Source organism: Nocardiopsis coralliicola (assembly GCF_054779695.1).
Genome location: NZ_BAAGXT010000006.1, coordinates 72742 through 98245, shown reverse-complemented (window position 1 = coordinate 98245; position 25504 = coordinate 72742). Strand labels below are relative to the sequence as shown.

28 protein-coding genes are annotated in these 25504 nt (G+C 74.0%); 13 read left to right on the top strand and 15 right to left on the bottom strand.

Annotated elements, in window-relative coordinates:
* Window positions 1-240: 240 nt before the first annotated feature.
* From ACYVGT_RS07135 to ACYVGT_RS07120, 4 genes are all read left to right on the top strand, one after another.
* Window positions 241-681 (top strand): SRPBCC domain-containing protein, encoded by a 441-nt coding sequence (locus ACYVGT_RS07135; protein ID WP_460855632.1) that lies wholly within the window; start codon window positions 241-243, stop codon window positions 679-681.
* 127 nt (window positions 682-808) lie between these two features.
* Complete coding sequence (locus tag ACYVGT_RS07130) at window positions 809-1774, top strand: DMT family transporter (RefSeq protein WP_460855631.1); 966 nt, start codon at window positions 809-811, stop codon at window positions 1772-1774.
* Window positions 1775-1848: 74 nt separating this feature from the next.
* Complete coding sequence (locus tag ACYVGT_RS07125) at window positions 1849-2475, top strand: Uma2 family endonuclease (RefSeq protein WP_460855630.1); 627 nt, start codon at window positions 1849-1851, stop codon at window positions 2473-2475.
* Window positions 2476-2491: 16 nt separating this feature from the next.
* Entirely contained in the window at window positions 2492-3280 is a 789-nt protein-coding gene (locus ACYVGT_RS07120; RefSeq protein ID WP_460855629.1) for a helix-turn-helix domain-containing protein, read from the top strand.
* 145 nt (window positions 3281-3425) lie between these two features.
* On the opposite strand, the gene ACYVGT_RS07115 is transcribed toward ACYVGT_RS07120, so the two are convergent.
* The 7 genes from ACYVGT_RS07115 to ACYVGT_RS07085 form a co-directional block, all read right to left on the bottom strand.
* Window positions 3426-4229: a hypothetical protein gene (locus tag ACYVGT_RS07115; RefSeq protein WP_460855628.1), complete on the bottom strand. Its 804-nt coding sequence runs from the start codon at window positions 4227-4229 to the stop codon at window positions 3426-3428.
* 225 nt (window positions 4230-4454) lie between these two features.
* The gene (locus ACYVGT_RS07110; RefSeq protein ID WP_460855627.1) at window positions 4455-4952 is read right to left on the bottom strand and encodes a DinB family protein; all 498 of its coding nucleotides are present in this window, start codon (window positions 4950-4952) and stop codon (window positions 4455-4457) included.
* A gap of 115 nt (window positions 4953-5067) precedes the next feature.
* On the bottom strand, window positions 5068-5955 hold the full coding sequence (locus tag ACYVGT_RS07105; RefSeq protein WP_460855626.1) for an aldo/keto reductase: 888 nt from the start codon (window positions 5953-5955) through the stop codon (window positions 5068-5070).
* 219 nt (window positions 5956-6174) lie between these two features.
* Window positions 6175-6726 carry a TIGR03086 family metal-binding protein gene (locus ACYVGT_RS07100; RefSeq protein WP_460855625.1) on the bottom strand — a complete coding sequence of 184 codons (552 nt, stop codon included), beginning with the start codon at window positions 6724-6726 and terminating at the stop codon, window positions 6175-6177.
* A gap of 306 nt (window positions 6727-7032) precedes the next feature.
* Window positions 7033-7728, bottom strand: a complete 696-nt coding sequence (locus tag ACYVGT_RS07095; RefSeq protein ID WP_460855624.1) for a response regulator — start codon at window positions 7726-7728, stop codon at window positions 7033-7035.
* A 25-nt stretch (window positions 7729-7753) separates the two neighbouring features.
* Window positions 7754-8173 (bottom strand): Uma2 family endonuclease, encoded by a 420-nt coding sequence (locus ACYVGT_RS07090; RefSeq protein WP_460855714.1) that lies wholly within the window; start codon window positions 8171-8173, stop codon window positions 7754-7756.
* Between the two features lie 7 nt (window positions 8174-8180).
* Window positions 8181-9392 carry a sensor histidine kinase gene (locus tag ACYVGT_RS07085; protein WP_460855623.1) on the bottom strand — a complete coding sequence of 404 codons (1212 nt, stop codon included), beginning with the start codon at window positions 9390-9392 and terminating at the stop codon, window positions 8181-8183.
* Window positions 9393-9673: 281 nt separating this feature from the next.
* On the opposite strand from ACYVGT_RS07085, the gene ACYVGT_RS07080 reads away from it, so the two are divergent.
* Window positions 9674-10504: a DedA family protein gene (locus tag ACYVGT_RS07080; RefSeq protein ID WP_460855622.1), complete on the top strand. Its 831-nt coding sequence runs from the start codon at window positions 9674-9676 to the stop codon at window positions 10502-10504.
* A gap of 100 nt (window positions 10505-10604) precedes the next feature.
* Entirely contained in the window at window positions 10605-11966 is a 1362-nt protein-coding gene (locus ACYVGT_RS07075) for a dihydrolipoyl dehydrogenase family protein (protein ID WP_460855621.1), read from the top strand.
* Here ACYVGT_RS07075 and ACYVGT_RS07070 read toward each other — a convergent pair.
* From ACYVGT_RS07070 to ACYVGT_RS07055, 4 genes are all read right to left on the bottom strand, one after another.
* Window positions 11933-12568, bottom strand: a complete 636-nt coding sequence (locus ACYVGT_RS07070) for a ClbS/DfsB family four-helix bundle protein (protein ID WP_460855620.1) — start codon at window positions 12566-12568, stop codon at window positions 11933-11935. The genes ACYVGT_RS07075 and ACYVGT_RS07070 overlap by 34 nt on opposite strands.
* Before the next feature lie 5 nt (window positions 12569-12573).
* Window positions 12574-14061: an amino acid permease gene (locus tag ACYVGT_RS07065; protein ID WP_460855619.1), complete on the bottom strand. Its 1488-nt coding sequence runs from the start codon at window positions 14059-14061 to the stop codon at window positions 12574-12576.
* Window positions 14061-15440, bottom strand: a complete 1380-nt coding sequence (locus ACYVGT_RS07060) for a glutamate decarboxylase (protein WP_460855618.1) — start codon at window positions 15438-15440, stop codon at window positions 14061-14063. The genes ACYVGT_RS07065 and ACYVGT_RS07060 overlap by 1 nt, the downstream gene beginning before the upstream one ends.
* Window positions 15441-15824: 384 nt before the next feature.
* A complete protein-coding gene (locus ACYVGT_RS07055; RefSeq protein ID WP_460855617.1) occupies window positions 15825-16106 on the bottom strand; it encodes a DUF6221 family protein in 282 nt (93 codons plus the stop codon).
* A gap of 184 nt (window positions 16107-16290) precedes the next feature.
* On the opposite strand from ACYVGT_RS07055, the gene ACYVGT_RS07050 reads away from it, so the two are divergent.
* From ACYVGT_RS07050 to ACYVGT_RS07040, 3 genes are all read left to right on the top strand, one after another.
* Window positions 16291-17058 (top strand): PhzF family phenazine biosynthesis protein, encoded by a 768-nt coding sequence (locus ACYVGT_RS07050; protein ID WP_460855616.1) that lies wholly within the window; start codon window positions 16291-16293, stop codon window positions 17056-17058.
* Between the two features lie 66 nt (window positions 17059-17124).
* Entirely contained in the window at window positions 17125-17523 is a 399-nt protein-coding gene (locus ACYVGT_RS07045) for a hypothetical protein (RefSeq protein WP_460855615.1), read from the top strand.
* Complete coding sequence (locus ACYVGT_RS07040; protein ID WP_460855614.1) at window positions 17520-17768, top strand: type II toxin-antitoxin system PemK/MazF family toxin; 249 nt, start codon at window positions 17520-17522, stop codon at window positions 17766-17768. Before ACYVGT_RS07045 ends, ACYVGT_RS07040 begins: the two co-directional genes overlap by 4 nt.
* Window positions 17769-17887: 119 nt before the next feature.
* Here ACYVGT_RS07040 and ACYVGT_RS07035 read toward each other — a convergent pair whose 3' ends face one another.
* From ACYVGT_RS07035 to ACYVGT_RS07020, 4 genes are all read right to left on the bottom strand, one after another.
* The gene (locus ACYVGT_RS07035) at window positions 17888-19300 is read right to left on the bottom strand and encodes a dihydrolipoamide acetyltransferase family protein (protein ID WP_460855613.1); all 1413 of its coding nucleotides are present in this window, start codon (window positions 19298-19300) and stop codon (window positions 17888-17890) included.
* 19 nt (window positions 19301-19319) lie between these two features.
* Window positions 19320-20297 (bottom strand): alpha-ketoacid dehydrogenase subunit beta, encoded by a 978-nt coding sequence (locus ACYVGT_RS07030; protein ID WP_460855612.1) that lies wholly within the window; start codon window positions 20295-20297, stop codon window positions 19320-19322.
* Window positions 20298-20299: 2 nt separating this feature from the next.
* Window positions 20300-21415 carry a pyruvate dehydrogenase (acetyl-transferring) E1 component subunit alpha gene (gene pdhA, locus ACYVGT_RS07025; RefSeq protein ID WP_460855611.1) on the bottom strand — a complete coding sequence of 372 codons (1116 nt, stop codon included), beginning with the start codon at window positions 21413-21415 and terminating at the stop codon, window positions 20300-20302.
* A 472-nt stretch (window positions 21416-21887) separates the two neighbouring features.
* Window positions 21888-22487: a sigma-70 family RNA polymerase sigma factor gene (locus ACYVGT_RS07020; protein WP_460855610.1), complete on the bottom strand. Its 600-nt coding sequence runs from the start codon at window positions 22485-22487 to the stop codon at window positions 21888-21890.
* A 378-nt stretch (window positions 22488-22865) separates the two neighbouring features.
* Here ACYVGT_RS07020 and purS point away from each other — a divergent pair, with 378 nt between their 5' ends.
* From purS to ACYVGT_RS07000, 4 genes are all read left to right on the top strand, one after another.
* Window positions 22866-23108, top strand: coding sequence for a phosphoribosylformylglycinamidine synthase subunit PurS (gene purS, locus ACYVGT_RS07015; protein WP_460855713.1), 243 nt, complete (start codon window positions 22866-22868; stop codon window positions 23106-23108).
* 127 nt (window positions 23109-23235) lie between these two features.
* On the top strand, window positions 23236-23871 hold the full coding sequence (locus tag ACYVGT_RS07010) for an ATP-binding protein (protein ID WP_460855609.1): 636 nt from the start codon (window positions 23236-23238) through the stop codon (window positions 23869-23871).
* 263 nt (window positions 23872-24134) lie between these two features.
* Window positions 24135-24851, top strand: a complete 717-nt coding sequence (purQ, locus tag ACYVGT_RS07005; protein ID WP_460855608.1) for a phosphoribosylformylglycinamidine synthase subunit PurQ — start codon at window positions 24135-24137, stop codon at window positions 24849-24851.
* A complete protein-coding gene (locus ACYVGT_RS07000) occupies window positions 24848-25345 on the top strand; it encodes a hypothetical protein (RefSeq protein WP_460855607.1) in 498 nt (165 codons plus the stop codon). The genes purQ and ACYVGT_RS07000 overlap by 4 nt, the downstream gene beginning before the upstream one ends.
* Window positions 25346-25504 lie beyond the last annotated feature (159 nt).

The following is a 25504-nucleotide window of genomic DNA, read 5'->3' as shown; positions in this document are numbered from 1 at the left end:
TGCGGCCCGCCCCGGCACTTCCACCCTGCGGGCCCGGCGGGGGCCGCGGCCACGGTTTCTGCCCGGGGGAGATCTGCCCACGGCAGAGGGGCGGCCAGCGGACGGTCTGCCCTGGTCACGGCGGCAGAACCGGTGGGCGCGGCAGCCATTGCGGGTATCCCTTCCGGACAGGAAGGTGTCGGACGGCGCCCCTATCGTGCACGGCACCGGGACAGCATTCCGACGCACTGGGAGGCCCCGATGAGCCAGAACATGCTGCACTGCGAGACCGACGTGGCCGCGCCTGCGGAACGGGTGTGGGAGCTGATGACCGAACCGGAGGGCCTGCAGCAGTGGTGGGCGTTCGACGGCGCCCGGATGGATCCGGTGGAGGGGGGCCGTGCGGAGTTCACCTGGAAGGAGCACGGCAGGTTCCGCGCCGTCGTCGACCGGGCCGTCCCCGGCCGCCTGCTGGCGCTGCTCTTCGCGCTGGCTCCGGACACCGACCCTGCGCCGGGCGGCGCCACCCTGGTCGAGTTCCACGTGGAGCCGGCGGACAGCGGCACCCGCGTCCGCATCGTCGAGACCGGCTTCGAGGCCCTCACCGGCACCGCGGACGACCGCAAGCGCGTGATCGCCGAGAACGCCGAGGGCTGGAATGCCGGCCTGGCGATGCTGAAGGAGGCCGCGGAATCCTCCTGAGCCGCGCCGCCGTCCGGACGGCGGTGCGACTGCGCTGCGGGTACCGCCCGCCTACTCCCCTCGACGTAGGACGAGTACCGCTCTCCGAGCGACGACAGGGCCGCACGGGGTCAGGGAGAGTGGCCCCATGGACGTCGCCATCGATGCGGGCATCTGGGTCGGAGCGCTTCTGGGCCTGGTGTCCACCGTGTGCTACAGCGCCGCCGCGGTCACGCAGCGGCGGCTCGCGGTGGCCCTCCCCCAGCCGCTGACCCGCGGGCGGCAGCTGGGGGCTCTGCTGCTGCACCCGCTGTGGTGGTGGTCGGTGCTGCTGAACGCCGGGCGCGCGGTGTTCCAGGTGGGTGCGCTGGCGCTGGCGCCGCTGACCGTGGTGCAGCCGATCGGCGTGCTGGTGCTGGTGTTCGGGCTTCCCGCCTCGGCGCGGCTGGCCGGGCGCCGGGTGCGGCCGCGTGAGTGGTGCGGTGCCGTGGTCACCGTGACGGCGCTCGGGGTGCTGCTCTGGGTCGCGGTGACCGGCGGCTCCAGCACCCCGATGGGGCGCGGCGAGTCGGCGCTGGTGATCCTGGGCGCCGCGGCCGCGGCCGGCACCGCGGCCTGGGTGGCGGGCCGGGTGCGCGGCCGGACCGCGCGCAGCTGCCTGATCGCGGTCGGAGCGGGCATCTGCTTCGGCGCAGCGTCGGCCGCGGCGAAGACCGCCGTCGCCGCCGCGGGCGCCGCCGGTGCCGCCGGCGCGGCCCCGGGCCTGCTGGCCCGCGTCCTGTCGACCGCGGCCCACCCCGCGGTCCTGGGCACCGTGCTCCTCGCGCTCCTCGGCGTGCTTCTCGCCCAGGCGGCCTACCAGGGCATGGAGATCGGCGCTCCGCTCGGCGCCACCGCGCTCGCCAACCCGCTCACCGCCTCGCTCATCGGCGTCGCCTTCATGGGCGAGACCTACGCGGCCGGCTGGACCGGCACCGGCATCGCCGTGCTCTGCGCCCTCCTCGCCGCCTACGGCATCGCCCTCATGGCCAACCCGGACGCCCGGCCCGCCGCGGCTCCGAGCTCCCGGCGCCGCGCTGGCGCCCCGGACGCGGACACCGGACCGCGCCGCTAGCGCATGCGCCCGCCTGCGGGCATTTCGGGGACATGCACCTGCAGTTCCGCGGCGCGCAGGGCTACCCTGGTGCTATGAGCGCGCAGCCTGAGTGCAGGAGCGAGGTGCCCGACGCCGCCGACGCGCTGCCGGCCTGGATGCACCCGCCCCGTGACGAGGGATGGATCGCCGAGGACCTGGATGCTCTCACCGAGGCTCCTGCGCATACCGAACTGATTGACGGAGCCCTCGTCTTCATGATGTCCGCCCAGCGGTCCTGGCATACCCGGACCATCCGTTCTCTCGGCAACCTCCTCGAGCGGCTTGCTCCGGCGGAATTCTCCGTCGAAGAGGAGATGACGGTGACGCTGGACCGGTACAACCGGCCCGAGCCGGACGTGGTCGTCGCACAGACGCCCTTCGATCCCGCGCGGACCTCTTTCATCGCGTCCGAAATCCTCCTGGCCGTCGAAGTGGTCCCTCCGGAATCGGCGCACCGCGGCCGCGCCGTAAAGCCGGAGAAGTACGCGGCGGCGGGGATCCCGCACTTCTGGCGGGTGGAGTGCGAGGCGGACCTTCCGGTGGTGCACGCCTACGAACTCGACGCGACCAGCGGCCGCTATGCACCCGCCGGGATCCATCGGAAGCGGATCGACGTTGCCGTGCCCTTCCCGATCGAGGGAGATCTGACGGCGCTGCTGCAGTCACAGGGCCTGCGGTAGGACCGAGCCGAACCCCATGGCCTGGTACACGCCGGCTCCCGCGGCTCCCCGGTTGGCCGGGGAGGCGGTCACGGCGTGGACGGCGGACGCGGGCGGCGAGCACACGCTGGTGCCGGACGGGTGCGTCGATGTGCTGTGGATGAGCACGGGGCGTGCCGTGGTCTGCGGTCCGGAGACGAGCGGCTGGTCGTTTGCGCTGCCGGCGGGGACATCGGCGGTGGGGGTGCGGCTGCGGCCGGGGCGGGCCGCAGCGGTGCTGGGCCTGGACACCCCGGGCGCCCTCAACCGCCGCGTCGACCTGGCCGATGTGGTCGGGGACCGGTTGGCGCGCCAGACGCTGGAGCGGCTGGACGCCGCCGCTCCCACCGCCCGGCTCGGAGTGCTGCAGAACGCGGTCGCCGCGGCGGTCGGCCGGGCCTCGCCGCAGAGCAGCTCCGGCCCCTCCGCACGCTCGGCCGATCTGGTCGCCGATGCGCTCACCGCGGAACCGGGCATGCCGGTCGGTGCCCTCGCCCGTGCCGCCGGCCTGAGCGAGCGCCAGCTGCACCGCCGGTGCATCGCGGCCTTCGGATACGGCCCGGCGACGCTGCGCCGCATCCTCCGGCTGCAGCGGTTCCTCCACCTGGCGCAGCACCCCGGCGCAACGGTCGACCTGGCCGTACTGGCCGCAATGGCCGGCTACTCCGACCAGCCCCACCTGGCCCGCGAATCCCGCGCACTGGCCGGCGTCCCCCCGAGCATCCTCGTCGGCATGGACACCGCCACCGGCGCTGCCAACCGCGTTACCGGCCTCGGCGGCACCTGAGCGGTCCGCTGTCCCTGAAACCCATCACGGCCCGTCCGTGCGCAGCGCCGTGCGAATCCACGACACCGGCACCTCTGCCCGCCTCCGGCCGGTCAGCCAGTCTGACACCGCGCACCCGGGCCGGGCAGAGGACGAACTGCCCGGCTCACTGCGCCTCACCCGTGCCCGCGACCAGCGCGGCCACGTCGGCCACGAAATCGCGGTGGACCTCCGGTGCCTCGTCTTCGGCGGCCGGCATGCACTCTTCCACCGCCGTGCCCTCGGTACTGGTCCCCGCGGCGCCGTACGGTTCGGCCTCCTCCACGCAGTCGGGGTCGAACGTCGGCACAGCCCCGCGCGACTCCTCCATCCGGATCTCCACCGCGATGAAGCGCACCCCCTCCACCGCGCCCCAGAGCGTGGTGCCGACGGCGCTGTAGTCCTCGGTCGAGCTGACCACCAGGTACCCGCCGTCGGACACGCGCGGAATCTGACCGCCGGCCAGGGGGTACAGTTCCACGTCCACTTTGACGCCGTCGGCGCGCCCACTGAACGACGGGCAGTCCGCCATGGACTCGGTAGCCGCGTCCAGTTCGGCTCCGGCCCCGCCGCCCCGGAGCAGCATGTAGATCAGGACCCGGTCCCCGCCTTCGTCGGCGCCGACCTGCATGGCTGCCTCCGCTCCTTCGGGGGCGGCTTGGTCCTGGACCTCCCCCAACAAGCCGGCGCAGATCTCCGGCTCGGCCCCGGTGAGTCCGCTGGCGGGCGGAGTGAACTCGTCCGGGGGGACAGCCTCGACCGCGAGGCCGTCGGGGAAGGCGCTGGCCGGCGGCAGGAGCTCATCCAGTTCCGCGCTGTGCTGCAGTCCGCCCGCCCCGGAAGCGCACCCGGTAGCCGCTGCAATCAGCGCTGCCGCCGCTGCTTCCGCCGCTGCACAGTTGAGGTAGCGGAGTCTGCTCTGCCCGGCCATCACTGCCCGCCTCTCGTCCCGATGCGCCTGCGACGCCTCAGATGAGAGCCGCGGCACGGGGAGCTCGTTCACCGCCGGACCGGATCCGGACATCCGCCCCGGCGGCCGGCTGGGGTCCGCCCGCAGGAGCGCACCGCGCGGCTCTGGTCGCGCACGGGCCCTGAAGCGGCGGAACGGAGCGGAAGAGCGCCGGCGGAGCCGTCCTTGCCGTGTGCGCCCGCGGCGTCAGACGCCGGTGGTGCCGTCGATACGTTCGCGGATGAGGTCGGCGTGGCCGCAGTGGCGGGCGTACTCGCTGATCATGTGGGTGTAGATCCAGCGCAGGGCGACGTCGCCGCCGGGCGGGAAGGGGGCGGTGTCGTCCAGCGCTCGGGCGGCGGCGCGGTCGCGGGCGGCGGCGACCTCGGACTCCCACGCGGCGCGGGCTTCGGCGAAGGTGCCGGAGGCGGTGAATCCGCCGGTGTGCGGCCCCTCGGAGGGGAAGATCGGCGGGAGGTCCTCGGCGGCCAGGATGCGGCGGAACCAGTTGCGCTCGACATCGGCCATGTGCTGGACGAGGCCCTGCAGAGTGAGCGGTGAGGGCGGCACCGACGCCGCGCGGATCTGCTCCTCGCCGACACCGTCGCACTTGCCGATGAGGGTGGCCCGGTAGAAGTCGAGCCAGGACTCCAGGTTGGTGCGGTCGTCAGCGGTCAGGGGCGGCATGGGGCGGTCGTTCGTCATGGCAGCACCCTCCCATCCTGCTCTGACGGTCCCGGGCCGGCGCCCGGCTGCCCGGGAACCGCCTCCGTCCTGCCGCGCACCCGGACAGGGGCGGCAGGACGGGGGCGGCGGTCGATCAGGCGCCGGAGAGCGCGGAGAGCGCGTCGAACTCCGCGTCGCTCAGCTCGATGCGCGCCGCCTCGGTGTTCTCCTCGACATGCGCCGTCTTCGATGTACCGGGGATCGGCAGCATCACCGGTGAACGGCGCAGCAGCCAGGCCAGAGCGAGCTGCGACGGCGAGGCGCCGTGCTGCTTCGCCGTCTCCTCGAGCGGGCCGCCGGGACGGGCCAGCTCGCCGGTCGCCACCGGGAACCACGGGATGAAGGCGATGCCTTCCGCGGTGCAGTAGTCGAGCACGTCCTCGTCGGCCCGGTCGACCAGGTTGTACCGGTTCTGCACCGACGCGATCGGCGCGATGGCCCGCGCCTGCTCGATCTCGGCCACGGTCACCTGGGACAGGCCGATGTGGCCGACCTTGCCCTCATCGCGCATCGCGGCCAGCTCGCCGATCTGGTCGGCCAGCGGGACCTGCGGGTCGATGCGGTGCAGCTGGTAGAGGTCGATGCGGTCCAGGCCGAGGTGGCGCAGGCTCAGCTCCAGCTGCTGGCGCAGGTACTCCGGGCGCCCCACCGGCCGCCAGTCGGACGGGCCGCGCCGGGTCAGCCCGGCCTTGGTGGCGATGACGAGGTCGTCCGCGTAGGGGTGCAGGGCCGCCCGGATCAGCTCCTCGCTCACGAAGGGGCCGTAGGAGTCGGCGGTGTCGATGAGGGTGACGCCGAGCTCGACGGCGCGGCGGAGCACGCGTACCGCCTCGCCGGGGTCGGACGGTTCGCCCCAGACACCCTCGCCGGTCAGCTGCATCGCGCCGTAGCCGAGGCGGTTAACCGGCAGGTCGCCGCCGATGGCGAACGTCCCCGACGCGTCGGCGGGGCGCTGGGCAGCGCGGTCGTCAGTGGTGCTCAAAGCGGGTGCCTTCCTGTTCCGGACAGCGTTGTTCAGCGGTGCCCCGGCCCACAGGGCCGAGGTGCAGCCCATGCGCACCAACACCGCCCGCCGCGCGCGTGATTCCCGGCCCGCGGCGCCCCCCGCATCCGCCGCCCGCCTCGCCGGCCAGAGGCGGCAGCGGCAGGGAGGCGCGGCCCGAGGGCGGGAGCCCCCGGGCCGCGCCGGCACCCGCTCGGCTCAGGGGTTCCGGCCGACGAAGGCGAGCAGGCGGTCCTGGACCGGGGCGCCGTCGGGCACCGGCACCTCCGGCCCGCAGATGCCCTCCATCCGGATGGTGTCGCCCCAGTCCTGCGCCTGGGCCCACAGGGCGCGAACCTCATCGTCCGGGAGCTTTTCGTCGCCGCCGGTGGCGCGGGCGATGTCCCAGGCGTGCACCACCAGGTCGAAGCCGAGGAACCGGTCGACGGTGTCGCCCAGTGTGGTGCGGCCGAAGTAGCCGTCATAGGCGGTGCCGGCCAGCTCGGGGTCGTCCAGGATCGCCTGCATCGCGGCCGACGCCTCCTGCCACGCCCGCCGCGGGTCGTCCGCCGCGGTCACCGGCAGCTCCGGGCCGGCCACCCCGGCGTAGCGGGGCATCGTGCGGACGTTGTCCAGCATGTGGTCCAGTACATCCCGCGCAGTCCACCCCGTGCAGGGCGACGGCGCGTCCCACCGGTCCTCGGGCACTGCGTCGACGCGGCGCGCGAACTCGGCGGAGCGGGTACGGAACCTCTCAGCGATCTCGTTCATGGGACCAGTCTCATCCGGTGCCCCGGCCCCGGGCTTGTACGGATCGGACACATGCGCGCGCGGCTCCCGTGGTGCCGGCCCGTCCCGGGCGCGCATCGGGGGCAGGTGGACGGCGGGTCCGCCGCGCAGCAGGACCGACCGCCCCCTGCCCCGGTCCTCTTCGTTGAACGGGTCGGATCCCGCAGCCGGGCGCACCCGTCGCACGGCCGACGCCGGGGCAGAGCCGGTCTTCCTCCTCGACCGGGAGGAACGCCGCGGGGGCGTGCCGGGCGGCGCTCAGTGCGGCAGTTGTCCACCAGCCACGCCCTACCCTTCGGACGGCCCTTCGCCGTCCTCACCGGCGTCGTTGACGAGGAGCGCGATCTGCACGCGGTTGCCGACACCGAGCTTGGCGAGGATTCGGGAGACGTGGGTCTTCACCGTGGGCACGCTCATGTACAGCGCCGCCGCGATCTCGGCGTTGGCCTCGCCGCGGCCGATCGCGCCGGCCACGGCGCGCTCCCGGTCGCTGAGGGCGGCCAGCCGCTCTGCCGCCCGCCGGCGCCGGTCGCCGCCGCCGTCGTCGACCACGTGCGCGATGAGCCGCCGCGTCACCCCCGGCGACAGGACGGGCTCGCCGGCGCGGAGCCGGCGGAGCGCGCCGACGATGTCCTCCGGCCGGGTGTCCTTGAGCAGGAACCCCGCGGCGCCGGCCCGCAGCGCGCGCAGCACGTGCTCGTCGGTGTCGAACGTGGTGAGGATGATGACCTCGGGCGGGTCCTGGAGTGCGCGCAGGGCGGCGGTGGCCTCCAGGCCGTCGGTGCCGGGCATCCGGATGTCCATGAGTACGGCGTCCGGCTGCAGCCTCCGCGCCAGCGCCACCGCCTCGGCCCCGTCGCCGGCCTCGCCGGCCACCTCCACGTCGCCCGCTCCCCCGAGCATCAGCCCCAGCCCGGCGCGCACCAGCGGATCGTCGTCGACCAGCAGCACCCGGATGGTCGCGGCAGTCTCGGCATCGGCCATGCGGCAACCCTAGCGGGCAGCCGGCTCAGAACTCCTCGGCCCGGGTGAGGCCGATGTCGGTGGCGAACGGCACGGAGAGCACGGGCCGGTCGCGGCAGATCCCGGTGAGCGCGTACTGCCCGGTCGCCACGTCCCGCTCGTAGGTGTGCACGACCGGCTTCCCGTCGCGGAGCTCGACCCGCCAGAAGGGCGGGATCCCGGCGCCGGCGTAGAGCTGCGGCTTGCGCTCGCGGTCGCGGCGCTGCGACTCCGGGGAGACGGCCTCCACCGCAAGCTCGACGGTGTCCGCGGGATACCAGGTGCTCCGCGAATCGGCCCCGGTGCCGCGCAGCACCGTCACGTCGGGCTCGGGCCGCTGCCGGTCGTCGAGCACCACCGAGATCTCCCTGCGGACGACGAACCCGTCCGGCCGGGTGTCCCGCAGGGACTCGTAGAGGAGCGCCAGTGGGCTTCTACCCCTGTTCCTCCGGCCAGGGCAGGTGCGCCCGGACCGCGTAGCCGCCGTCCGGGGTGGCGGCGTGGGTGAGGCTGCCGCCGGCGGAGGCCGCGCGTTCGGTGAGGCCGAGGAGGCCGTGCCCGGAGCCGGGGGACGGCGAGGTGGCCGGGGCCGGGCCGGAGAGGACCGCGATACCGAGGCCCGCCCCCGGGCTGCCGGACAGCGCGACGGAGACCGCGGCGCCGGGCGCGTGCTTGCGGGCGTTGGTCAGCGACTCCTGGACGATCCGGTAGGCCGCCCGCGCCACTGCGCCGGGGGCTTCCGCGCCCGCGGCGCTCCCCTCTTCGGTGAGGTGCACGTCCATGCCGGCATCCGCCGACTCCGCCACTAGGCCGCGGATGGCGGACAGGCCGGGCTGCGGCCGGGTTCCGCCGCTCGCCCCGTCGTCTCCGGAAGTGCGGCGCAGCACGCCGATGGCCTCCCGCAGGTCCTCCAGGGCGCGGTGCGCGCTGTCCCGGATGACGGCGGCGGCCGCGGCCACCTCCCCGGGAGAGGCGTCCCGCCGGTAGGCGAGGGCGCCGGCGTGCACGCTCAGCAGTGACAGCCGGTGGCCGAGGGCGTCGTGCATCTCGCGGGTGATCCGCTCCCGCTCGGCGACGCGTGCGCGCTCCTCGCGCAGCGCCGCCTCCGCCTCGGCGGCGCGCGCCATCTCGGCGGACAGCTGCGCCTCCCGCTCGGCCCGGCCGGCCCGCTCCCGCAACCGCTCCAGTGTGCGCCGCCGCGTCGCGATCAGCAGGCCCCAGCCGACGGTGCTCGCCACGAGGAGGAGGACGAACACCACCCCGAAGGCGATATTGCCCGCCCGCGTGAAGGCGGTGTCCTGCCAGATCAGCGCGTTGACCGCGCCGGCCGCGACGACGAGGGCCCCGACGCCGGCCGCCGCCCGGGGGCGGCACCGCACGGCCACCCCGAACAGGCCGACGAGCATCGCCCCGGCCGCCGACGACGACACCGCCGACAGCAGCGCGAGGACGACGGCCACCGCGACCGGCCGCCGGCGGCGCACCAGGACCAGCAGGCAGCTGACCCACCAGAGCCAGAGGTCGAGCAGCGGCGCCCAGGCGGGTGCGGCGATGACGGTGCTGTCGACCTCCTCCAGCACCGCCATCAGCGGCACCCAGAGGACGGCGGCGGCCAGGGCGCCCGCGTCTGCGGCGCGGTCGTGCATGCGCCGCCACCATGGCGGCTCGCCCGCCGCGTCTGACCGCACCCGCGTCCGCTCCGCCATCCGCGCTCCCGGTGTCGCCCCTCGTGCCCCCGAATGTAGTGGCCGCTGGCGGACAGCCGCGGTGCGCCGGGCCCGCGAGGGCGGCGACGGCCAGACGCGCCCGGCCTGGTGACCGGCAGCCGGCCTGACAGAAGTCACGGGCCGAGCCCTGTGCTACCGCACCCGCCCCCGGTGACACCGGCGTCTGTGCGCATCCCGGCGTCCGGCGGAGACTGTGCACCATGACGAATCCACAGCACGAGGGCAGCGAGCTCGGCGCGGCTGCGCCGTCCGGCGCCGCGGCTGCGGGCAGCGAACCGGACGGCGCCGCGCGGGACGCCGCGGCGGAGAAGGCGGCCCGGAAGCAGGAGGCGGCCGAGGCGCTGAAGGCGGTCACGCCGTGGGAGGGCGCGCCGCAGCGAGCCGACAAGGTGCTGCTCGCGGTGATCTTCGCGATCCCCGCCTTCTACATGGTCCTGATGCCGTTCCGGCCGCACATGATCGCGCATCAGCCGCTGCTGCTGATCCTGGTGCAGGGCGGCACCCCGTCGGTCGCGGCGGGCGGGGCGTTCGCTGCGATCGGCGAACTGCCGCTCTGGCTGGTGCTGGCCGCCGGCGTCGTCGGCAAGGTGAAGTTCGACTGGCTGTTCTGGTGGGTCGGCCACCGCTGGGGCCGCGGGTTCGCCCGGCTGTTCGCCCGCGGCCCGGCGGGCGAACGGTTCGCGGCGCGGGCGGAGTCGCTGCCGCCGTGGATCATGCGCGCCGCCGTGCTGCTCAGCTACGTTCCCGGGGTGCCCGGCGTCCTCGTGCACGGCGCCGCGGGGTGGACCGGCATGCGCCTGACGACGTTCCTCCTGCTCGACGCCGCCGGCGCAGCGGTCCTGGTGGCCGCGGTCGCGGGGGCGGGCTACGCCTCGGGCCAGACCGGCGTCGACATCGTGATGCTCGTCGACTCCTACGCCCTGTGGATCACGCTCGCCATCGTCCTCGTCCTCCCCCTGCTTCCCGCACTGAAGGCGCGCCGCAGCAGGGCGGGGGCACGCCGCGCAGCCGGGCCGCCGGACGGCGCATAGCCCGGCCCGGAACCGCTCCGCCGGTGATCACCGGGGCGCGTGCGGGTAGGGGGAGCAGGGCGGCGCCGACGGCGCAGGCTCGACTCGCAAAGGGGCGGTCATGGAGGAATTCGACGCAGTGGTGATCGGCGCGGGGCCGGGCGGTGAGGTGGTGGCCGACAAACTGGCCGCCGCGGGCCGCCGGGTCGCGCTGGTGGAGCAGGAGCTCATCGGCGGCGAGTGCGGCTATTACGCCTGCATCCCCTCCAAGACCCTGCTGCACCCGCTTGAGGTGCGGGCGGCCGCCGCGGAGGCGGCCGGGCTCTCAGTGCCGGACCTGGACTGGGCGGGCCTGCGCGCCTACCGGGACACGATGGTGCGCCACTTCGACGACGCCCGGCAGGTCGACGGCTACGCCGACCAGGGCGTGGCCGTCGTCAAGGGCACGGCCCAGCTGACCGCCCGCGACCCGTGGGTGGTGGCGGCGGGCGGCCGCACGCTCACGGCCCCCGACATCGTGGTCGCAACGGGCTCCACGGCGCGCATCCCGGACATCGAGGGGATCGGGGACGTGCCGGTGTGGACCAACCGCGAGCTCACCGCCCTGGAGTCGATCCCGTCGGCGGCCGTGGTGCTGGGCGGTGGCGCGGTGGCCGCGGAGATGGGCCAGTTCCTGGCGCGGATGGGCACGCGGGTGACGCTGGTGGAGCGCTCCGAGCGCATCATCGCCCGGGAGGAGCCGCCGGTCGGCGCGGCGATCGCGGCCGCGCTGCGCGCCGACGGCGCAGACGTGCGCACCGGAGCGCAGGTGCGCCGGGTCCGCCGCGCCGCAGACGGCCCCGAGGGGGACGTGCTCGTCGAGTTCGAGGACGGCAGCACGGCCGCCGGCGAAGTGCTGGTCGCCGCTGCCGGCCGCATCCCGAACGCGGCCGGCCTCGGCCTGGCGGGCCTGGGGATCCCGGTGGAGCCGTCCGGCATCCCGGTCGACAACCGGTGCCGGGCCGCGCCCGGCCTGTGGGCGGTGGGCGACGTCAACGGCATCTCGCCGCTCACGCACGTCGCGAAGTACCAGGGCAGGGTCGTCGCCGACAACCTGCTGGGGCGGGACCGCCGCGCCGACTACACGGCGGTCCCGCGGGTGCTGTTCACCGACCCCGAGGCGGCCGCGGTCGGGCTGACCGCGGCGCAGGCGGAGCGGGCGGGGCTGCGGACCGCGTCCGCGGAGGTCGATCTGACCGCGGAGCTGGCGCGTCCGTGGACGCTGGGCCCGAACCCGTCCGGCCGGCTGGGACTGCTGGCCGACACCGACCGCGGCGTGCTCGTCGGCGCCTGGGCGGTGGCGCCCATGGCCGGCGAATGGATCCACACCGCGGCGCTCGCGATCCGCGAGGCGATCCCGGTGGAGCGCCTGCTCGACCAGATCCCGCAGTTCCCCACCTTCACCGAGGGCTACCTCAGCGCGCTGGAGCGGCTGCCCCGCTGAACGGGCGGCACCGCCGCGGCACTCCCGCGGCGGCCCGTCTCCGGGCCCTCGCCGCCGCGCGCGGCGGGCACCCCGCCGTGCGCAGCGGCCGGCGGATGCGCGCGCAGCTCCCGGGCCAGGGCGCGCACGGCTGCGCGGCCCCAGTCGTAGTGCACCGATGTGGCGGCCGCCAGGTGCGAGCCCAGCGGGGTACCGCCGGTCCACGGATGGCGCGCCGGGTTGAAGAGCTCCTCGTCGGAGTAGCGGTCGATGAGCGCGAGCAGGGCGCGGTGCGACGCGTCCAGCGAGCCTGCGGCCTCCTGGAAGGGCACGTCCTGGGCGCGCTCGTGGATGGCGCCGCTGACGGTGTCGGCCGCGTCCCCGGAGTGCCCGGGCGCCGGCAGCGCGGACGCGCCGCCGGCCGTCCCGTCGGTGTGCCAGCGCAGCGCCAGCATGTGCCATTCGTGCAGGTGCCAGAGGACGTCGCGGACGCTGCGGTCGCGCATGCCGGCCTCGGCCTGCGCGGCCCGCAGGCTCACCGGGATGCCGGCGACCGCTTCGGCCAGCCTGCGGTACTCGTCGCGGGCCGACTCGGCGAGTCCGTGCTTGGTGGTGGGCTGCATAGCTCTCAGTCCTTTTCCACGTGGGGTACCTCGCGTGCCCACGACGCGCGGCGGAAGCGCGTGATGAGCAGTGGGATGCCGCCGAAGACGACGATGCCCGCGGCGACGATGGCGACGTAGGCGGCAGGGCTGCCGAAGGTCAGTTGCGCGGGCGGGACGAAGGAGAGCACCAGCGCGAACGCCACCGCCGCGAACCCGATGCCCGCGACGGTCCACATACCGGCGATGCCGCCCGGGACCTTGAACTTCCGGTCCAGGTCAGGGCGGGTGTAGCGGAGGTAGATCGCCGCCGCGTACAGCATCAGGTACATGATGATGTAGAGGCTCACCGTCATCGCCGAGATGAGGAAGAACGCCGCGCTGACGTCCTTCATGAACAGGTAGACGGACGAGATCAGCGTGACGATCACCCCCTGGACGATGAGGATGTTGCGCTGGATGCCCTTCTTGTTGGTGCGCTGCAGCAGCGGCGGCAGCATGCCGTCCTTCGCGGTCGCCAGCAGGCCCTTGGACGGGCCGGAGATCCAGGCGAGCGCGCCGCCCAGCGCCCCGTAGCCGATCAGCACGGCGAGCACCGGGACCAGCCACGGCGTGCCGAGATGGGTCAGCGACTTCTCCAGGCCGGTGAAGACGCCGGATTGCAGGTTGATCTCGTCGTAGGTGAGGATCGCGGCGAGCGCCAGCGAACCGATGGTGAAGATGCCCGCCGACAGGAGTGCGGCGAGCAGCATCGCGGTCGGGAACCCGCTGCGCGGGTTGTCCATCTCGTTGACGTGCACCGCCTGCGACTCCACGCCGGCGAACAGCAGGAGAATGGAGGCGAGGAACGACAGGGTGGCGAGGCCGTCGATGTAGGGGAAGAAGCGCGGGTGCCCGTGCACTTCCACCTGGGTCGAGTGGGCCGCCTCCCAGCCGATCGGCTGCCCGGACGCGATCCAGTACACCGCCAGGCCGAGCAGCACCAGGCCGGGCACGATGGTGCCCAGGACGAAGCCGTACTTGGCCACCTTGACGAGCAGGTCGGTGCCGCTGAGCGCGATCCGCGTCGCGAGCCAGTAGGACGCGATGCAGAACAGGCCGACGAAGACGTTGTTGCCGGCCAGCGCGGCGTCGCCGAACACGAAGGCCACGGCCGCGGCGGCGAAGGCGAGGCCGGTGGGGTACCAGACGACGTTCCGCACCCGCTGCAGCCAGAGCGCCAGAAAGCCCCAGCGCTTGCCGAACGCCTCGCCGATCCAGAGGTAGACGCCGCCCTTGCGCCTGCCGAAGGCGCCGCCGAGCTCGGCGGAGACGAGCGCCGCCGGGATGAGGAAGAGCAGCACGGCGAACCCGATGTACCAGAACATCGTGAGCTCTTCTTTGGCCATGTTGGGCAGGCCGCGGAGGCTAGTGACGACCGCGGCGGACATCAGCAGCGCCATGCTCCACACGGTGATGGTGCCGCGCCCGGTCGGCTTCCGCGCGTCCGGGTGGATCCGCGGTTCGGCGGCCATCAGTGGTGGAACCCGATCCGCGTCCCCGGCCCCTTGGCGCCGGACTCGGTGAGGTCCTGCAGCGACCGCCGGACGTCGTCGGCGAGGAGCGCGGCCTTGTCCGCGCCGGTACCGTGCCGGATGAGCACGCGCTGGATCACCGTCTCCTGCCGCTCGGGCGGCAGCGGGTAGGCCGGGACCTGCCAGCCGCGCACGCGCAGGCGGTCGCTCAGGTCGTAGAGCGTGAACGGCGCGCTGGGGTCGGTCAGCGTCCAGGAGACCGCAGGCAGCGCGCCCTCGCCCGCGTAGAGCAGGGTGAACGGTCCCATCCCGGCCAGGTCCCGGCCGAGCTGCGCAGCGGTGTCCAGGCAGCTCTGCTGGATCTTCCGGTAGCCCTCGCGGCCGAGCCGCATGAAGTTGTAGTACTGGGTGATGATCTGGCCGCCGGGCCGGCTGAAGTTGAGCGCGAAGGTCGGCATGTCGCCGCCGAGGTAGTTGACCCGGAAGACCAGGTCCTCCGGCAGAAGTTCGGCCGTGCGCCAGACCACCCAGCCCACGCCGAGCGGCGCGAGACCGTACTTGTGCCCGGAGGCGTTGATCGAGGCGACGCGGTCGACCCGGAAGTCCCACTCCAGGTGCGGCTGGCAGAACGGGGCGATGAACCCGCCGCTGGCGGCGTCGACGTGGATGGGGATGTCGAGGCCGGTGTCGCGCTGGATCGCGTCGAGCTCGGTGGCCAGATCGGCCACCGGCTCGTAGTCGCAGGTGAAGGTCACGCCGAGGATGGCCACCACGCCGATGGTGTTCTCGTCGACGTGGTCGCGCAGCTGGTGCGGGCGCAGGCCGGTGGCGCCCTCCTCCAGCGGCACCTGGCGGAGCTCGACGTCGAAGTAGCGCGCGAATTTCTCCCAGCACACCTGGACCGGGCCGCACACCAGGTTGGGCCGGGAGGTGTCGCCGCCCTCCGCCCGGCGGCGCTCCCGCCACCGCCATTTCATGGCGAGCCCGCCGAGCATGGCGGCTTCACTGGAGCCGGTGGTGGAGCAGCCCATGGTGCTCTGCTCCTCGGGCGAGTTCCACAGGTCGGCGAGGATGTGGACGCAGCGCGCCTCGATCTCCGCGGTCTGCGGGTACTCGTCCTTGTCGATCATGTTCTTGTCGAGGCTCTCGGCCATCAGCCGGCGTGCCTCGTCATCCGCCCACGTGGTGCAGAAGGTGGCCAGGTTCTGCGACGAGTCCCCGTCCAGGGACAGCTCGTCGTGCACGAGTTCGCGAGCGACCCGCGGCGACGACTCGTGCTCCGGGATCCGGTACTTCGGCAGCGGTGCCTCACTGAGCGGGGACGCAAAGACATCGTCGAAGCGCTCACCCCGACCGCGGTCGGTCTTGTACAGCGCCATGGGGCCTCCTGAGAATGGACACCGGAACGCAGATCCCGGTCACTCTCAGTACACGCTAGGCACTCTTTCCCGACAGAGAAGGACAACCCGCACTTTTTGACCGACCCCATACCGATCCCTGGGGCTGCAATCGGGGGGGGCAGGGCGTGTCAGGTGGGCGGCGGTCGCCGCGAGCGGTGCCGCCGGGTGCCCCCGCCGCGCGGCCGGTGGGGAGTCCGGGCGGGCCCGTCTTCCCTACTCGGCTCCTCGGCTGCGGAGAACGCCGCTAGGGGCGTGCCAGGGCGCCGCGCAGCAGGACAGGTGGCCGCCCGGAACGCCCGGGGCGTGCTGGGTGGATGGCGTTCGTCGCGATGCGCAGCAGGACAGCTGTCCACCCGGCACGCCCTACACGCGCCAGGTGTCGTCGTAGTCGGGATGGCTGGCGTAGACCGCCGCGAGGTGCTCGACCGCGCGCCGCCACGCGTAGAGGGCGCCCAGCGACCCCCCGTCGGCACTCGCCGCCACGGCCAGGCCCTCCTGGCGGGCGCGCGCGTACTCGGCGACGATGCGCTTCTTCGCGGCGACGTCGGCGCGGGCGCGCGGCGGCCCCCCAGTGCCGGGCGATGCGGCGTGCGCCGCACGCGCGTCCTCGTCCAGCCGTGCGGTGAGGAAGTCGATGATGGTCACCCGTGCGGGCTCCTTCCGAGGGGGCGGCCGAGCCTGTCGCGCCGTCCGGCACGCGGCGTGCACGGAAGTGTGCACTACGGTCGTTTACCACCCTCCGGCTCCGGGCGGAACCACCCGTAGCGGAACGGACACGCGCACGGGGCGCATGGGCCCCGCTCTCGGGCGAAGCTGGTTGAATCTAGACGTGGATTCGCCAACCATCCCCCGCAGCCTCGACCTCTACATCCTCCGCGTGTTCACCGCGCCCGACGGCAGCGGGGGCAACCTCCTCGGCGTCGTCCCCGATGGCGCCGCACTCCCGGACCAGTCCCACCGCGCAGCGCTGGCGGCCCGGCTCGGGTTCAGCGAGACGATCTACATCGACCCGCCGCTCCCGGCGGAAGGCGCCGCCGCGGACGCGCCGGCCGGCCGCGGCGTCGACATCCACACCCCCGGCACGCGGCTGGACTTCGCCGGCCACCCCCTGCTGGGTGCCGCCTGGCTGCTGCGCCGCGCGGGGCAGGACGCCGCCGTGCTGCACCCGCCGGCGGGCCCTGTGCCCACCTGGGAGGACGAGGGCCCGGACGGCCCGCTCCGGCTGCGCGCCCGGCCGGAGTGGGCGGCAGGGCGCCGCACCGAGCAGTACCGGTCTCCGGAAGCCGTCGACGCCCTGCCGTCACCGCCGCCGGGTGAGGGTTGGCTCTATTCCTGGGCGTGGCTCGACGAGTCGGCCGGCGAGGTGCGCGCCCGCGGCTTCCCCCGCCGTCCGGGCGGCGTCGCCGAGGATGAGGCGACCGGCGCTGCCGCCCTGGTCCTGGCCTCCCGCCTGAACCGGCCGCTGACCATCCGCCAGGGCCGCTCGTCGGTCATCGCCACTCGCCCGGGCCCGGACGGAACGGTGGACCTCTCCGGCCGCGTCGCCTTCGCGGAGAAGCGCACGCTCACCCCGGCCGGCACCGCACTGCCCGGTTAACCGGCGCCGGAGCCAGAATGCCCACATGGCGACCAGGCGTGCGACGTGATCGGAGGCATGGCTCTCATGCAGAATGACACCGGCACGCCACCGCACAAGCGGCGGCCGCACCGCGCCGCCGTCCCGATCACCGAGGACCTCCGCGAGTTCGTCCGCGCCGCCCGGCGCACCGGCTCTCCAGAGCGCGCCGCGCTCGTCCGCGCTGAGGCCGCTCCACCCGGAGGCGAACTGTCCGAAGCCGCGACGCTCAGCTCACTCGTTGAACTCGGCCGCCGCGCTGTGGCCGAGGAACTGCTCGACGCCGAGTATGCCGCGATCGCCGGCGAGCAGGACGAGGAGGACCGTGCAGTGCACGCCGCTCTGCGCGCCCGCCGCCGCATGTCTCCCGAGGCTGCCGAGCGGCTCCGGTCCGCGGACGGGTCTACTGGGTCGGCCTCGACGGCATCGGCCGGAAGCCCTTCTTGATTGTCTCCGACAACTCGCGCAACCGATCGCTCGGCAACTTCCTCGAGGTGCGCCGGACAACGCTTGAAGAGCCCCGGACCGGTGTCGTTCCCCTCGGCCCCGCAGACCGCCCCCTCGTCGGGCGCGTTCTTCGCGATGAGATCACCCTGCTGTACCCGGATGAGCTCGCCGAGGACATCGGCGCTCTGAGCTTCGCCACCATGACCACGGTGAACGCCGGTCTCCGCGCCGCGCTCGCGCTGTAGTCCCTCCCCGGGCCGGCTCGGCCCCCGTCCGCGGCCGCTCTCCCAGCGGCTTCGACGCCTGATATCCCGCGCCGACGGATCCGCGGCCGCCCCGCCCTGCGCGGGGCGGCCGCGGGAGGTCAGCCCCAGGCCAAGGCGAGGCCCTCGGGGTCTTCGAGGATGGCGCCGATGTCGCGCAGGACCTTGGAGCCGAGCTCGCCGTCGATGAGGCGGTGGTCGAAGGAGAGCGACAGCGTCGTGACCTTGCGCAGGGCCAGCTCGCCCTTGTGGGCCCACGGCATGTCGCGGATCTGGCCGAACGCCAGGATCGCGGCCTCGCCGGGGTTGAGGATGGGCGTCCCCGCGTCGACGCCGAACACGCCCACGTTGGTGATGGTGATCGTGCCGCCCGTCATGTCCGCCGGCGCGGTCGAGCCCGCCCGGGCCGCCTCGGTCAGGCCCTGCAGCGCCGCCGCGAGCTCCGGCAGCGGGAGCGCGTGGGCGTCCTTGATGTTGGGAACGATCAGGCCGCGCTCGGTCGCCGCGGCGATGCCGAGGTTGACGTAGTGCTTCACCACGATCTCCTGCGCCTGCTCGTCCCAGGACGCGTTGGCCCCCGGGTGCCGGCGCACCGCGGTGAGCAGCGCCCGGGCCACGAGCAGCAGCGGCGACACCTTCACGTCGGCGAACTCCGGCCGCTCGCGCAGCCGGCGCACCGCCTTCATCGTGCGGGTGACGTCGACCTGCAGGAACTCGGTGACGTGCGGCGCGGTGAACGCGCTGTCCACCATCGCCGCGGCGGTGCGCTTGCGCACCCCCTTGACCGGGATCCGCTCCTCCAGCGCCGACCGGTCCGGGCGGGCCGCGGACGCGGCCGCCGGCGGCGCCTCCTGCGCGGCCGGCGCCGCCGCCCCTTCGGCGCTGCGCCGCACGTCGTCGCGGGTGACGACGCCGCCGTCGCCGGTGGGCACCACGGCACGCAGGTCGACGCCGAGGTCCTTGGCGAGCTTGCGCACCGGCGGCTTGGTCAGCACCGGTCCGCCCGGCTCAGCGGCGGACGGCGCACCGTGCCCGTTCACTGCGGCCGCGGCCGGAGCGGGCGCAGCTTCGGCAGCGGGCTCCGCAGCGGCCGGCGCGCCAGTCTGCGGCTGCGGCTGCTGCGGCGCCGCCTGCTCGGCGGGGGCCGGGCGCCGGCGGGCACGGCGGCGGGTGGAGGAGGCCTTCTCCCCGTAGCCGACCAGCGGCTGCTCGCGCTCCTCCTCCGCGGAGTCCGCCGCGCCGGCGGCACTGGCCGCGGCCGCGGCCCCGTCGCCGATGGTGATGATGGGCGCGCCGACCTCGACGGTCGCACCCTCCTTGGCGAGCAGGGACACGACGGTGCCCGCGTAGGGGCTGGGCAGCTCGACCGCCGCCTTCGCGGTCTCGATCTCGCAGATCATCTGATTGACCTCGACCTGGTCGCCCGGCTGGACGTACCACTGGAGGATCTCCGCGTCGACGAGCCCTTCGCCGACGTCGGGCAGCCGGAAGCTCTGCACTGCGGTGTTCGCCATCTCGACTCCGACTTCCCGATCAGTAGGTGAACGCGCGGTCGACGCCGTCGAGGATCCTGTCCAGATCGGGCAGGTAGTGCTCCTCCAGGCGGGACTGCGGGTAGGGGGTGTCGAACGCGCCGACCCGGATGACGGGCGATTCCAGGTGGTAGAAGCACTCCTCGGTGACGCGGGCGGCGATCTCCGCGCCCACGCCGTGCGCGGTCGGCGCCTCGTGGGCGATCACGCAGCGGCCGGTGCGGCGTACCGACGCGGCGATGGCGGCGTAGTCGACCGGAGCGACCGAGCGCAGGTCGACGACCTCGATGGAGTGCTCGTCGTCGGCTTCGGCGGCCTGCAGGGCCGTCTTCACCATCGGGCCGTAGGCGAGCAGGGTGACGTCGGTGCCGGGGCGGGCCACCTGGGCCGCGCCCATCGGGACCGCGTCCGCCAGCGCCGCATCGGTGTCCACGGCGCCCTTCTCGTAGTACCGCCGCTTCGGCTCCAGGAAGACGACCGGGTCGTCCGACGCGATGGCCTGCTGGACCATCCAGTAGGCGTCGGACGGGGTGGCCACGGTGACGACGCGCAGGCCGGCCGTGTGCGCGAAGTAGGCCTCCGGCGATTCGCTGTGGTGCTCCACCGCGCCGATCCCGCCGCCGTAGGGGATGCGCAGCACGACCGGCATGGACAGGGTGCCCATGGAGCGGCGGCGCATCTTGGCGAGCTGGGTGAAGGTCTGGTTGGTGGCCGGGAAGAAGAAGCCGTCGAACTGGATCTCGCAGACCGGCCGGTAGCCGCGCATGGCCAGGCCGATCGCGGTGCCGACGATGCCGGACTCGGCGAGCGGGGTGTCGATGACGCGGTCGCCGCCGAAGTCCTTGTGCAGCTGGTCGGTGACGCGGAAGACGCCGCCGAGGCGGCCCACGTCCTCCCCCATCACCAGCACCTTGGGGTCGGTCTCCATGGCGCGCCGCAGGCCGGCGTTGATCGCCTTGCCGATCGTGAGGTCGGTCATGGTCAGCGCCCTCCTTCGGCACCGGCGGTTTCGAAGGACGCGAGGTAGTCGGCGAACTCCGCCCGCTGGCGGTCGAGCTCGGCGTGCTCCTCGGCGTAGACCTCATCGAACAGCGTCAGCGGCTCGGGGTCGGGCAGCGCACGGCACTCGGTGCGCACCCGCTCGCCGAGCGCGTCGGCGTCCGCGTCGACGGCGGCGAAGAACTCCGCGTCGCCCAGGCCGCTCTTCTCCAGGTAGGCGCGGAGGCGGGCGATCGGGTCCTTGGCCTTCCACTCCTCCAGCTCGGCGGAGGAGCGGTAGCGGGACGGGTCGTCGTTGGTGGTGTGGGCGCCCATCCGGTAGGTGAAGGCCTCGATGAGCGTCGGCCCCTGGCCCTCGCGGGCGGCGTTCAGCGCCGAGCGGGCGACCGCGAGGGTGGCGAAGACGTCATTGCCGTCCACCCGGACGCCGGGGAAGCCGAAGCCCGCTGCGCGGCGGTAGATCGGCACCCGCGACTGGCGCTCCAGCGACTCCGAGATCGCCCACTGGTTGTTCTGGCAGAAGAACACCACCGGGGCGTTGTTGACCGCGGCGTAGTTGAACGCCTCGTTGGTGTCGCCCTGGCTGGTGGCGCCGTCGCCGAAGTAGGCGATGACGGCCTCGCCGTCCTCGCCGACGGCGCCGTCGCGCTGGACGCCCATCGCGTACCCGGTGGCGTGCAGCGCCTGGGCGCCGATGACGATGGTGTACAGGTGCAGCCCGTGCTCGTGCGGGTCCCAGCCGCCGTTGGTGACGCCGCGGAACATGCCGAGCAGCTCGCGGGGCTGGATGCCGCGGCACCAGGCGACGCCGTGCTCGCGGTAGGACGGGAAGGCCATGTCGCTGCCGCGCAGTGCGCGGGCCGACCCGATCTGGGCGGCCTCCTGGCCGAGCAGCGAGGCCCACAGGCCCAGCTCGCCCTGGCGCTGCAGCGCGACGGCCTCGCCGTCGAAGCGGCGGACGAGGACCATGTCCCGGTAGAGCCCGCGCGCCTCCTCACCGGTGATCTCGAACGGGTGGTCGGGATGGGTCCGCAGCTCCCCGTCGGGGGTCAGGAGCTGTACGAGCTCCGGTTCGTCGTGCGCGGTGGTGTCGGACACCTGTCGCTCCTCGGGTCTGTCGGGGCCGACGGCGCGCGGGTGGGCGCTGATCGGCCGATCCTCCGCCCGCTCACCCGGGGTAACGGGTCCGAGCGGGCAGCCCTCCACATATCGTGACAGACCTCACCATGCCCGGCGCAAGCCCCAGTGCCGCCTTTTCGCCTGGTGCCCCATGATCCACGAGGGCGCGAAAACCGCAACTACCAGGACTTCCTAGAAAAAACAAGGTCGTCCGAACAAAGAAATCGGACGACCGACCATCCCGGGTGCGCCCCCGGAGACAGCGGAGGCCGACCCGGACCGGCCGGATCGGCCACGAATGGTGAAACGATTGACCACGCAGAGTAGTGGACTCGGGGCCGCGGACGGCGGGCCTGCGCTCCGCCCCCGCTGCGGGAACGGGCGGCCCGCGCCGCTCGGGGCCGGCGGCCGCGCGGTCAGGGCGCCCCGCGGCAGGGCGCCGGGGCGCGTCTCAGGCCGCGGTGCCGATGCGCCGCTCGCGCCCCAGGTCGGCGAGCTGCTCGCGGAGCTGGCGCCGGGCGCGGTGCAGCCGCGACATCACGGTCCCCAGCGGGGTGTCCATTTGCGCCGCGACCTCCTTGTAGGAGTAGCCCTCGACGTCGACGAGGTACACGACCATCCGGAAGTCCTCCGGCAGGTCCGCCAGCGCGGCCCGGATCGCCGTGTCCGGCATCCGGTCCATGACCTCGGCCTCGGCCGAGCGGAACCCGGTCGACGTGTGCGCCTCGGCCGCGGCGAGCTGCCAGTCCTTGATCTCGTCGGTGGTGTCCTGGCGGGGCTCGCGCTGCTTCTTGCGGTAGCCGTTGATGAACGTGTTGGTGAGGATGCGGTACAGCCAGGCGCGGAGGTTGGTCCCCGCCCGGAACTGGTGGAAGTTGGCGAACGCCTTGGCGAACGTCTCCTGGACCAGGTCCTCGGCGTCGGCGGCGTTGCGGGTCATCCGCAGCGCGGTCGGGTAGAGCTGATCGGCGTACGGGGTCACCGCCGCGGCGAAGTCGAGCTGCTCCGGCTCGCCGCCGGTTCCGGTGCGTTCCAGTTCGATGGTCGTCAAGATTCCCCCTTAGGACGACCGGTGATCGATACCGATCGGTACCGAACTGTTAGACGCGAACAGTAGCGCCCAATGATGACACCTTTCTCGGTGATGCCGGTCACCCGCCCCCGCGGTCCCCTCCGGGTGCCGCCGGAGCCCCTGGGAAGCGGGGGCTGCACGCGGCGCGCCCTCTCGGTGTGGGTTCCCGCACACCGACCGGAGGACACCCGACCGGGCGGGGCGGCCTGTTCCGGTCAGGTCCGGGCGGGCCCGCCCGGCGCCCGCGGCGGCCGGTCGGCCGCCTCCGCGAACCCCCCGCGCAGCAGGGAGAACGCCGGGCGTACCGTACGCTGATCTCCGCCCCCGCAAAAGTGCTTATCCGAGGTGGAGGACCACGTGGCCCGCGTCATCGTCGACGTCATGCTCAAGCCGGAGATCCTGGACCCGCAGGGCACCGCGGTTGTGGGCGCCTGCGAGCGCCTCGGTTTCGAGGGCGTCGCCCAGGTCCGCCAGGGCAAGCGGTTCGAGGTCGAGTTGGAGGGCGAAGCCGACGAGGCGAAGCTGGCCGAGGTCCGGCGGATGGCCGAGACGCTGCTCGCCAACCCCGTCATCGAAGACTTCACGCTGCGCGTCGCCTGACACCCGGCGGGCCGGATCCGGCCCGCTGCAGCCCCCGCCACGTGCACGATCTCACCCCGCGCGGGCGGCTGCTCCCGTTTTCTCCCGCTCCGCACCGGGCATCGCTTCGGTGAGGACGGGGGTGCACATGGACCGCGAAGTGAGCATCGCGCTTCCGGCACACACCGGCTCGGTGCCGATCATGCGGCGCATCGTCGAGGCGGCGCTGCACCGGCAGGGCGTCGGCGGCGACCGGGCATTCCGATTCCTCACCGCGGCCGCCGAGGCGTGCACCAACGTCGTCGAGCACGGCACGGCGCCGTTCTACTCCGTGGAGGTGCGGGTCGCCGCGGGCGCGTGCTCGATCGAGGTCGTCCAGGAGGGCACCGGGTTCCCGGAGCCCCCGTCCGCGCTGCCGGACGGATCGGCCGAGTCGGGCCGCGGGGTCGCGATGATGCACGCGCTCGTCGACCACGTGGAGTTCAGCGGTCCGCCGCCCGGCCGGACCGGGTCGATCCGCGTTCTGCTGCGCGAACCGCTGCCCGCTGAGCCGGAGCAGCCGGCCGATCCGGACGGGCCGGACAGCGCCGAGGGAGCGAGCGGATCCGCACCCGGCGCCACTGCCGCCGCCTCCCGCCGCGGCAGCGGCCGGCCCGGCGCCGACCCGGTCTCCGTCGCCGCCCCGCCGCTCCGGCGGGCCCCGCCGAACGCGGCCGGCACCGCCGCTCCCACCGGTGCGGACCCCGGCGCGAGCACCGCGGAGCCGGCCGAGGCGGGCCGCTAGGGCGAGTGTGGTGGGTGGCGTTCGTCGCGCAAGGGCAGCTGTCCACCGAACACGCCCCAGGGCGCCGGACCGCGCAGCCCGGGCCGCCGCGGGACCAGTGCCTCCGCCCCGCACACCCGCTGACCTCGCCGCCAACCGCTGCCCTCCGGCGCCGGCCGGCGCACGGTGCGGGTAGTGTCGTGCGTGGGAGAGCCCCTTGCCGCGACTCCCCCGGCGCCCAGGCAGCCGGCCGCTCGCACCGACACATTCTTCGGAGAGTGCCCATGACAGCCCGTGTGGGCGTCGTCACCTTCCCTGGTTCCCTCGACGACAAGGACGCGGCGCGCGCGGTCCGCATCGCGGGAGGCGAGCCGGTGCCCCTCTGGCACGGCGACGCCGATCTCCGCGGCGTCGACGCCGTGATCCTGCCCGGCGGCTTCTCCTACGGCGACTACCTGCGGTGCGGCGCCATCGCCCGGTTCGCGCCGATCATGGGCGAGATCGCGCCCGCCGCCCGCTCCGGCGCGCTGCCCGTGCTGGGAATCTGCAACGGCTTCCAGATCCTCTGCGAGAGCGGACTGCTGCCGGGCGCCCTGACCCGCAACGCCTCCCTGCACTTCATCACCGCTGAGCAGCGCCTCCGGGTGGAGTCGGCAGACACCGCCTGGACCCGCGACTACGCGGCCGGCCAGGAGCTGACCACGGTGCTCAAGAGCGGTGAAGGCCGCTACACGGCGCCCGCCGGGGTCCTCGACGAGCTCGAGGCCGCGGGCCGGGTCGTGGTCCGCTACGTGGGCGGCGCGCCCAACGGGTCGGACCGCGACATCGCCGGCGTCACCAGCGAGCACCGCAACGTCGTCGGCCTCATGCCGCACCCCGAGCACGCCGTGGAGGCGCTCACCGGACCGTCCGAGGACGGGCTGGGCTTCTTCACCTCGGTGCTGGCTGCGGCCCTCGGCACGGCGCCGGACGCCGGGCTCGCGGGGGCAGCGCCCCGATGACCCCGATGATGGGGCTGCTGCGGTCGCGCAAGACGATGCTGGTGCTGGTCGGGCTGATCATCGTGGGCATGGTCGCGACGGGCGCCGTCGGCGTGATCAGCTCGCTCAACTCGCCCTCGCCGGAGGAGCAGCAGGAGCCGTCCGCTCAGGCCGAGGCGCCGTCGCTCCAGGTCCTCGGCGATCCCTCGGCGCCGCTGACCTACGTCGACCTGGGGCAGGAGTGCCAGCAGCAGCCGGGCCAGGCAGCGGACTGCTTCCGCACCGTCGGCCTCGACGCCGGCGGTGAGGAGCTCAGCGCCGAGGAGGCGCTCTCCTCCGCGCGCGGCGACCTCGAGGACTCCGGCTGGCAGGAGGTCGTTCCGGAGGGCACCGAAGACGAGGAGCTCCCGGAGCACGAGTACAGCCTCACCGACGGCGAGTCCATCGTGATGGCCAGCAGCGTCCCGCACGGCGACGCGGTTCCGGCGTCCCTGGTCCTCTTCAGTGTCACCTGACCCTTCCGTGCCGCGGAGCGCCGCCTGCGGAAGCTCCCTGCCCCGCCGCACCCGGCCCTGCGGCGCCGGGGCCGCCGGTCGCCCCTGCCCTGGCGGCCGGTAGCCGCACGCGCCACCCGCCTCCGCAGCCTTCTCCGCACGCCCGCCCTGCACCGAACG

Coding starts and splice junctions, on each gene's coding strand:
- ACYVGT_RS07060 (WP_460855618.1), bottom strand. CDS start 15,440: ATGGCGCTGTACAAGACCGACCGCGGTCGGGGTGAGCGCTTCGACGAT.
- ACYVGT_RS07075 (WP_460855621.1), top strand. CDS start 10,605: ATGGAGGAATTCGACGCAGTGGTGATCGGCGCGGGGCCGGGCGGTGAG.
- ACYVGT_RS07095 (WP_460855624.1), bottom strand. CDS start 7,728: ATGGCCGATGCCGAGACTGCCGCGACCATCCGGGTGCTGCTGGTCGAC.
- ACYVGT_RS07010 (WP_460855609.1), top strand. CDS start 23,236: ATGGACCGCGAAGTGAGCATCGCGCTTCCGGCACACACCGGCTCGGTG.
- ACYVGT_RS07030 (WP_460855612.1), bottom strand. CDS start 20,297: ATGACCGACCTCACGATCGGCAAGGCGATCAACGCCGGCCTGCGGCGC.
- ACYVGT_RS07065 (WP_460855619.1), bottom strand. CDS start 14,061: ATGGCCGCCGAACCGCGGATCCACCCGGACGCGCGGAAGCCGACCGGG.
- ACYVGT_RS07045 (WP_460855615.1), top strand. CDS start 17,125: ATGCAGAATGACACCGGCACGCCACCGCACAAGCGGCGGCCGCACCGC.
- ACYVGT_RS07135 (WP_460855632.1), top strand. CDS start 241: ATGAGCCAGAACATGCTGCACTGCGAGACCGACGTGGCCGCGCCTGCG.
- ACYVGT_RS07000 (WP_460855607.1), top strand. CDS start 24,848: ATGACCCCGATGATGGGGCTGCTGCGGTCGCGCAAGACGATGCTGGTG.
- ACYVGT_RS07085 (WP_460855623.1), bottom strand. CDS start 9,392: ATGCACGACCGCGCCGCAGACGCGGGCGCCCTGGCCGCCGCCGTCCTC.
- ACYVGT_RS07125 (WP_460855630.1), top strand. CDS start 1,849: ATGAGCGCGCAGCCTGAGTGCAGGAGCGAGGTGCCCGACGCCGCCGAC.
- ACYVGT_RS07110 (WP_460855627.1), bottom strand. CDS start 4,952: ATGACGAACGACCGCCCCATGCCGCCCCTGACCGCTGACGACCGCACC.
- ACYVGT_RS07070 (WP_460855620.1), bottom strand. CDS start 12,568: ATGCAGCCCACCACCAAGCACGGACTCGCCGAGTCGGCCCGCGACGAG.
- ACYVGT_RS07120 (WP_460855629.1), top strand. CDS start 2,492: ATGGCCTGGTACACGCCGGCTCCCGCGGCTCCCCGGTTGGCCGGGGAG.
- purQ (WP_460855608.1), top strand. CDS start 24,135: ATGACAGCCCGTGTGGGCGTCGTCACCTTCCCTGGTTCCCTCGACGAC.
- ACYVGT_RS07035 (WP_460855613.1), bottom strand. CDS start 19,300: ATGGCGAACACCGCAGTGCAGAGCTTCCGGCTGCCCGACGTCGGCGAA.
- ACYVGT_RS07080 (WP_460855622.1), top strand. CDS start 9,674: ATGACGAATCCACAGCACGAGGGCAGCGAGCTCGGCGCGGCTGCGCCG.
- ACYVGT_RS07130 (WP_460855631.1), top strand. CDS start 809: ATGGACGTCGCCATCGATGCGGGCATCTGGGTCGGAGCGCTTCTGGGC.
- ACYVGT_RS07100 (WP_460855625.1), bottom strand. CDS start 6,726: ATGAACGAGATCGCTGAGAGGTTCCGTACCCGCTCCGCCGAGTTCGCG.
- ACYVGT_RS07115 (WP_460855628.1), bottom strand. CDS start 4,229: ATGGCCGGGCAGAGCAGACTCCGCTACCTCAACTGTGCAGCGGCGGAA.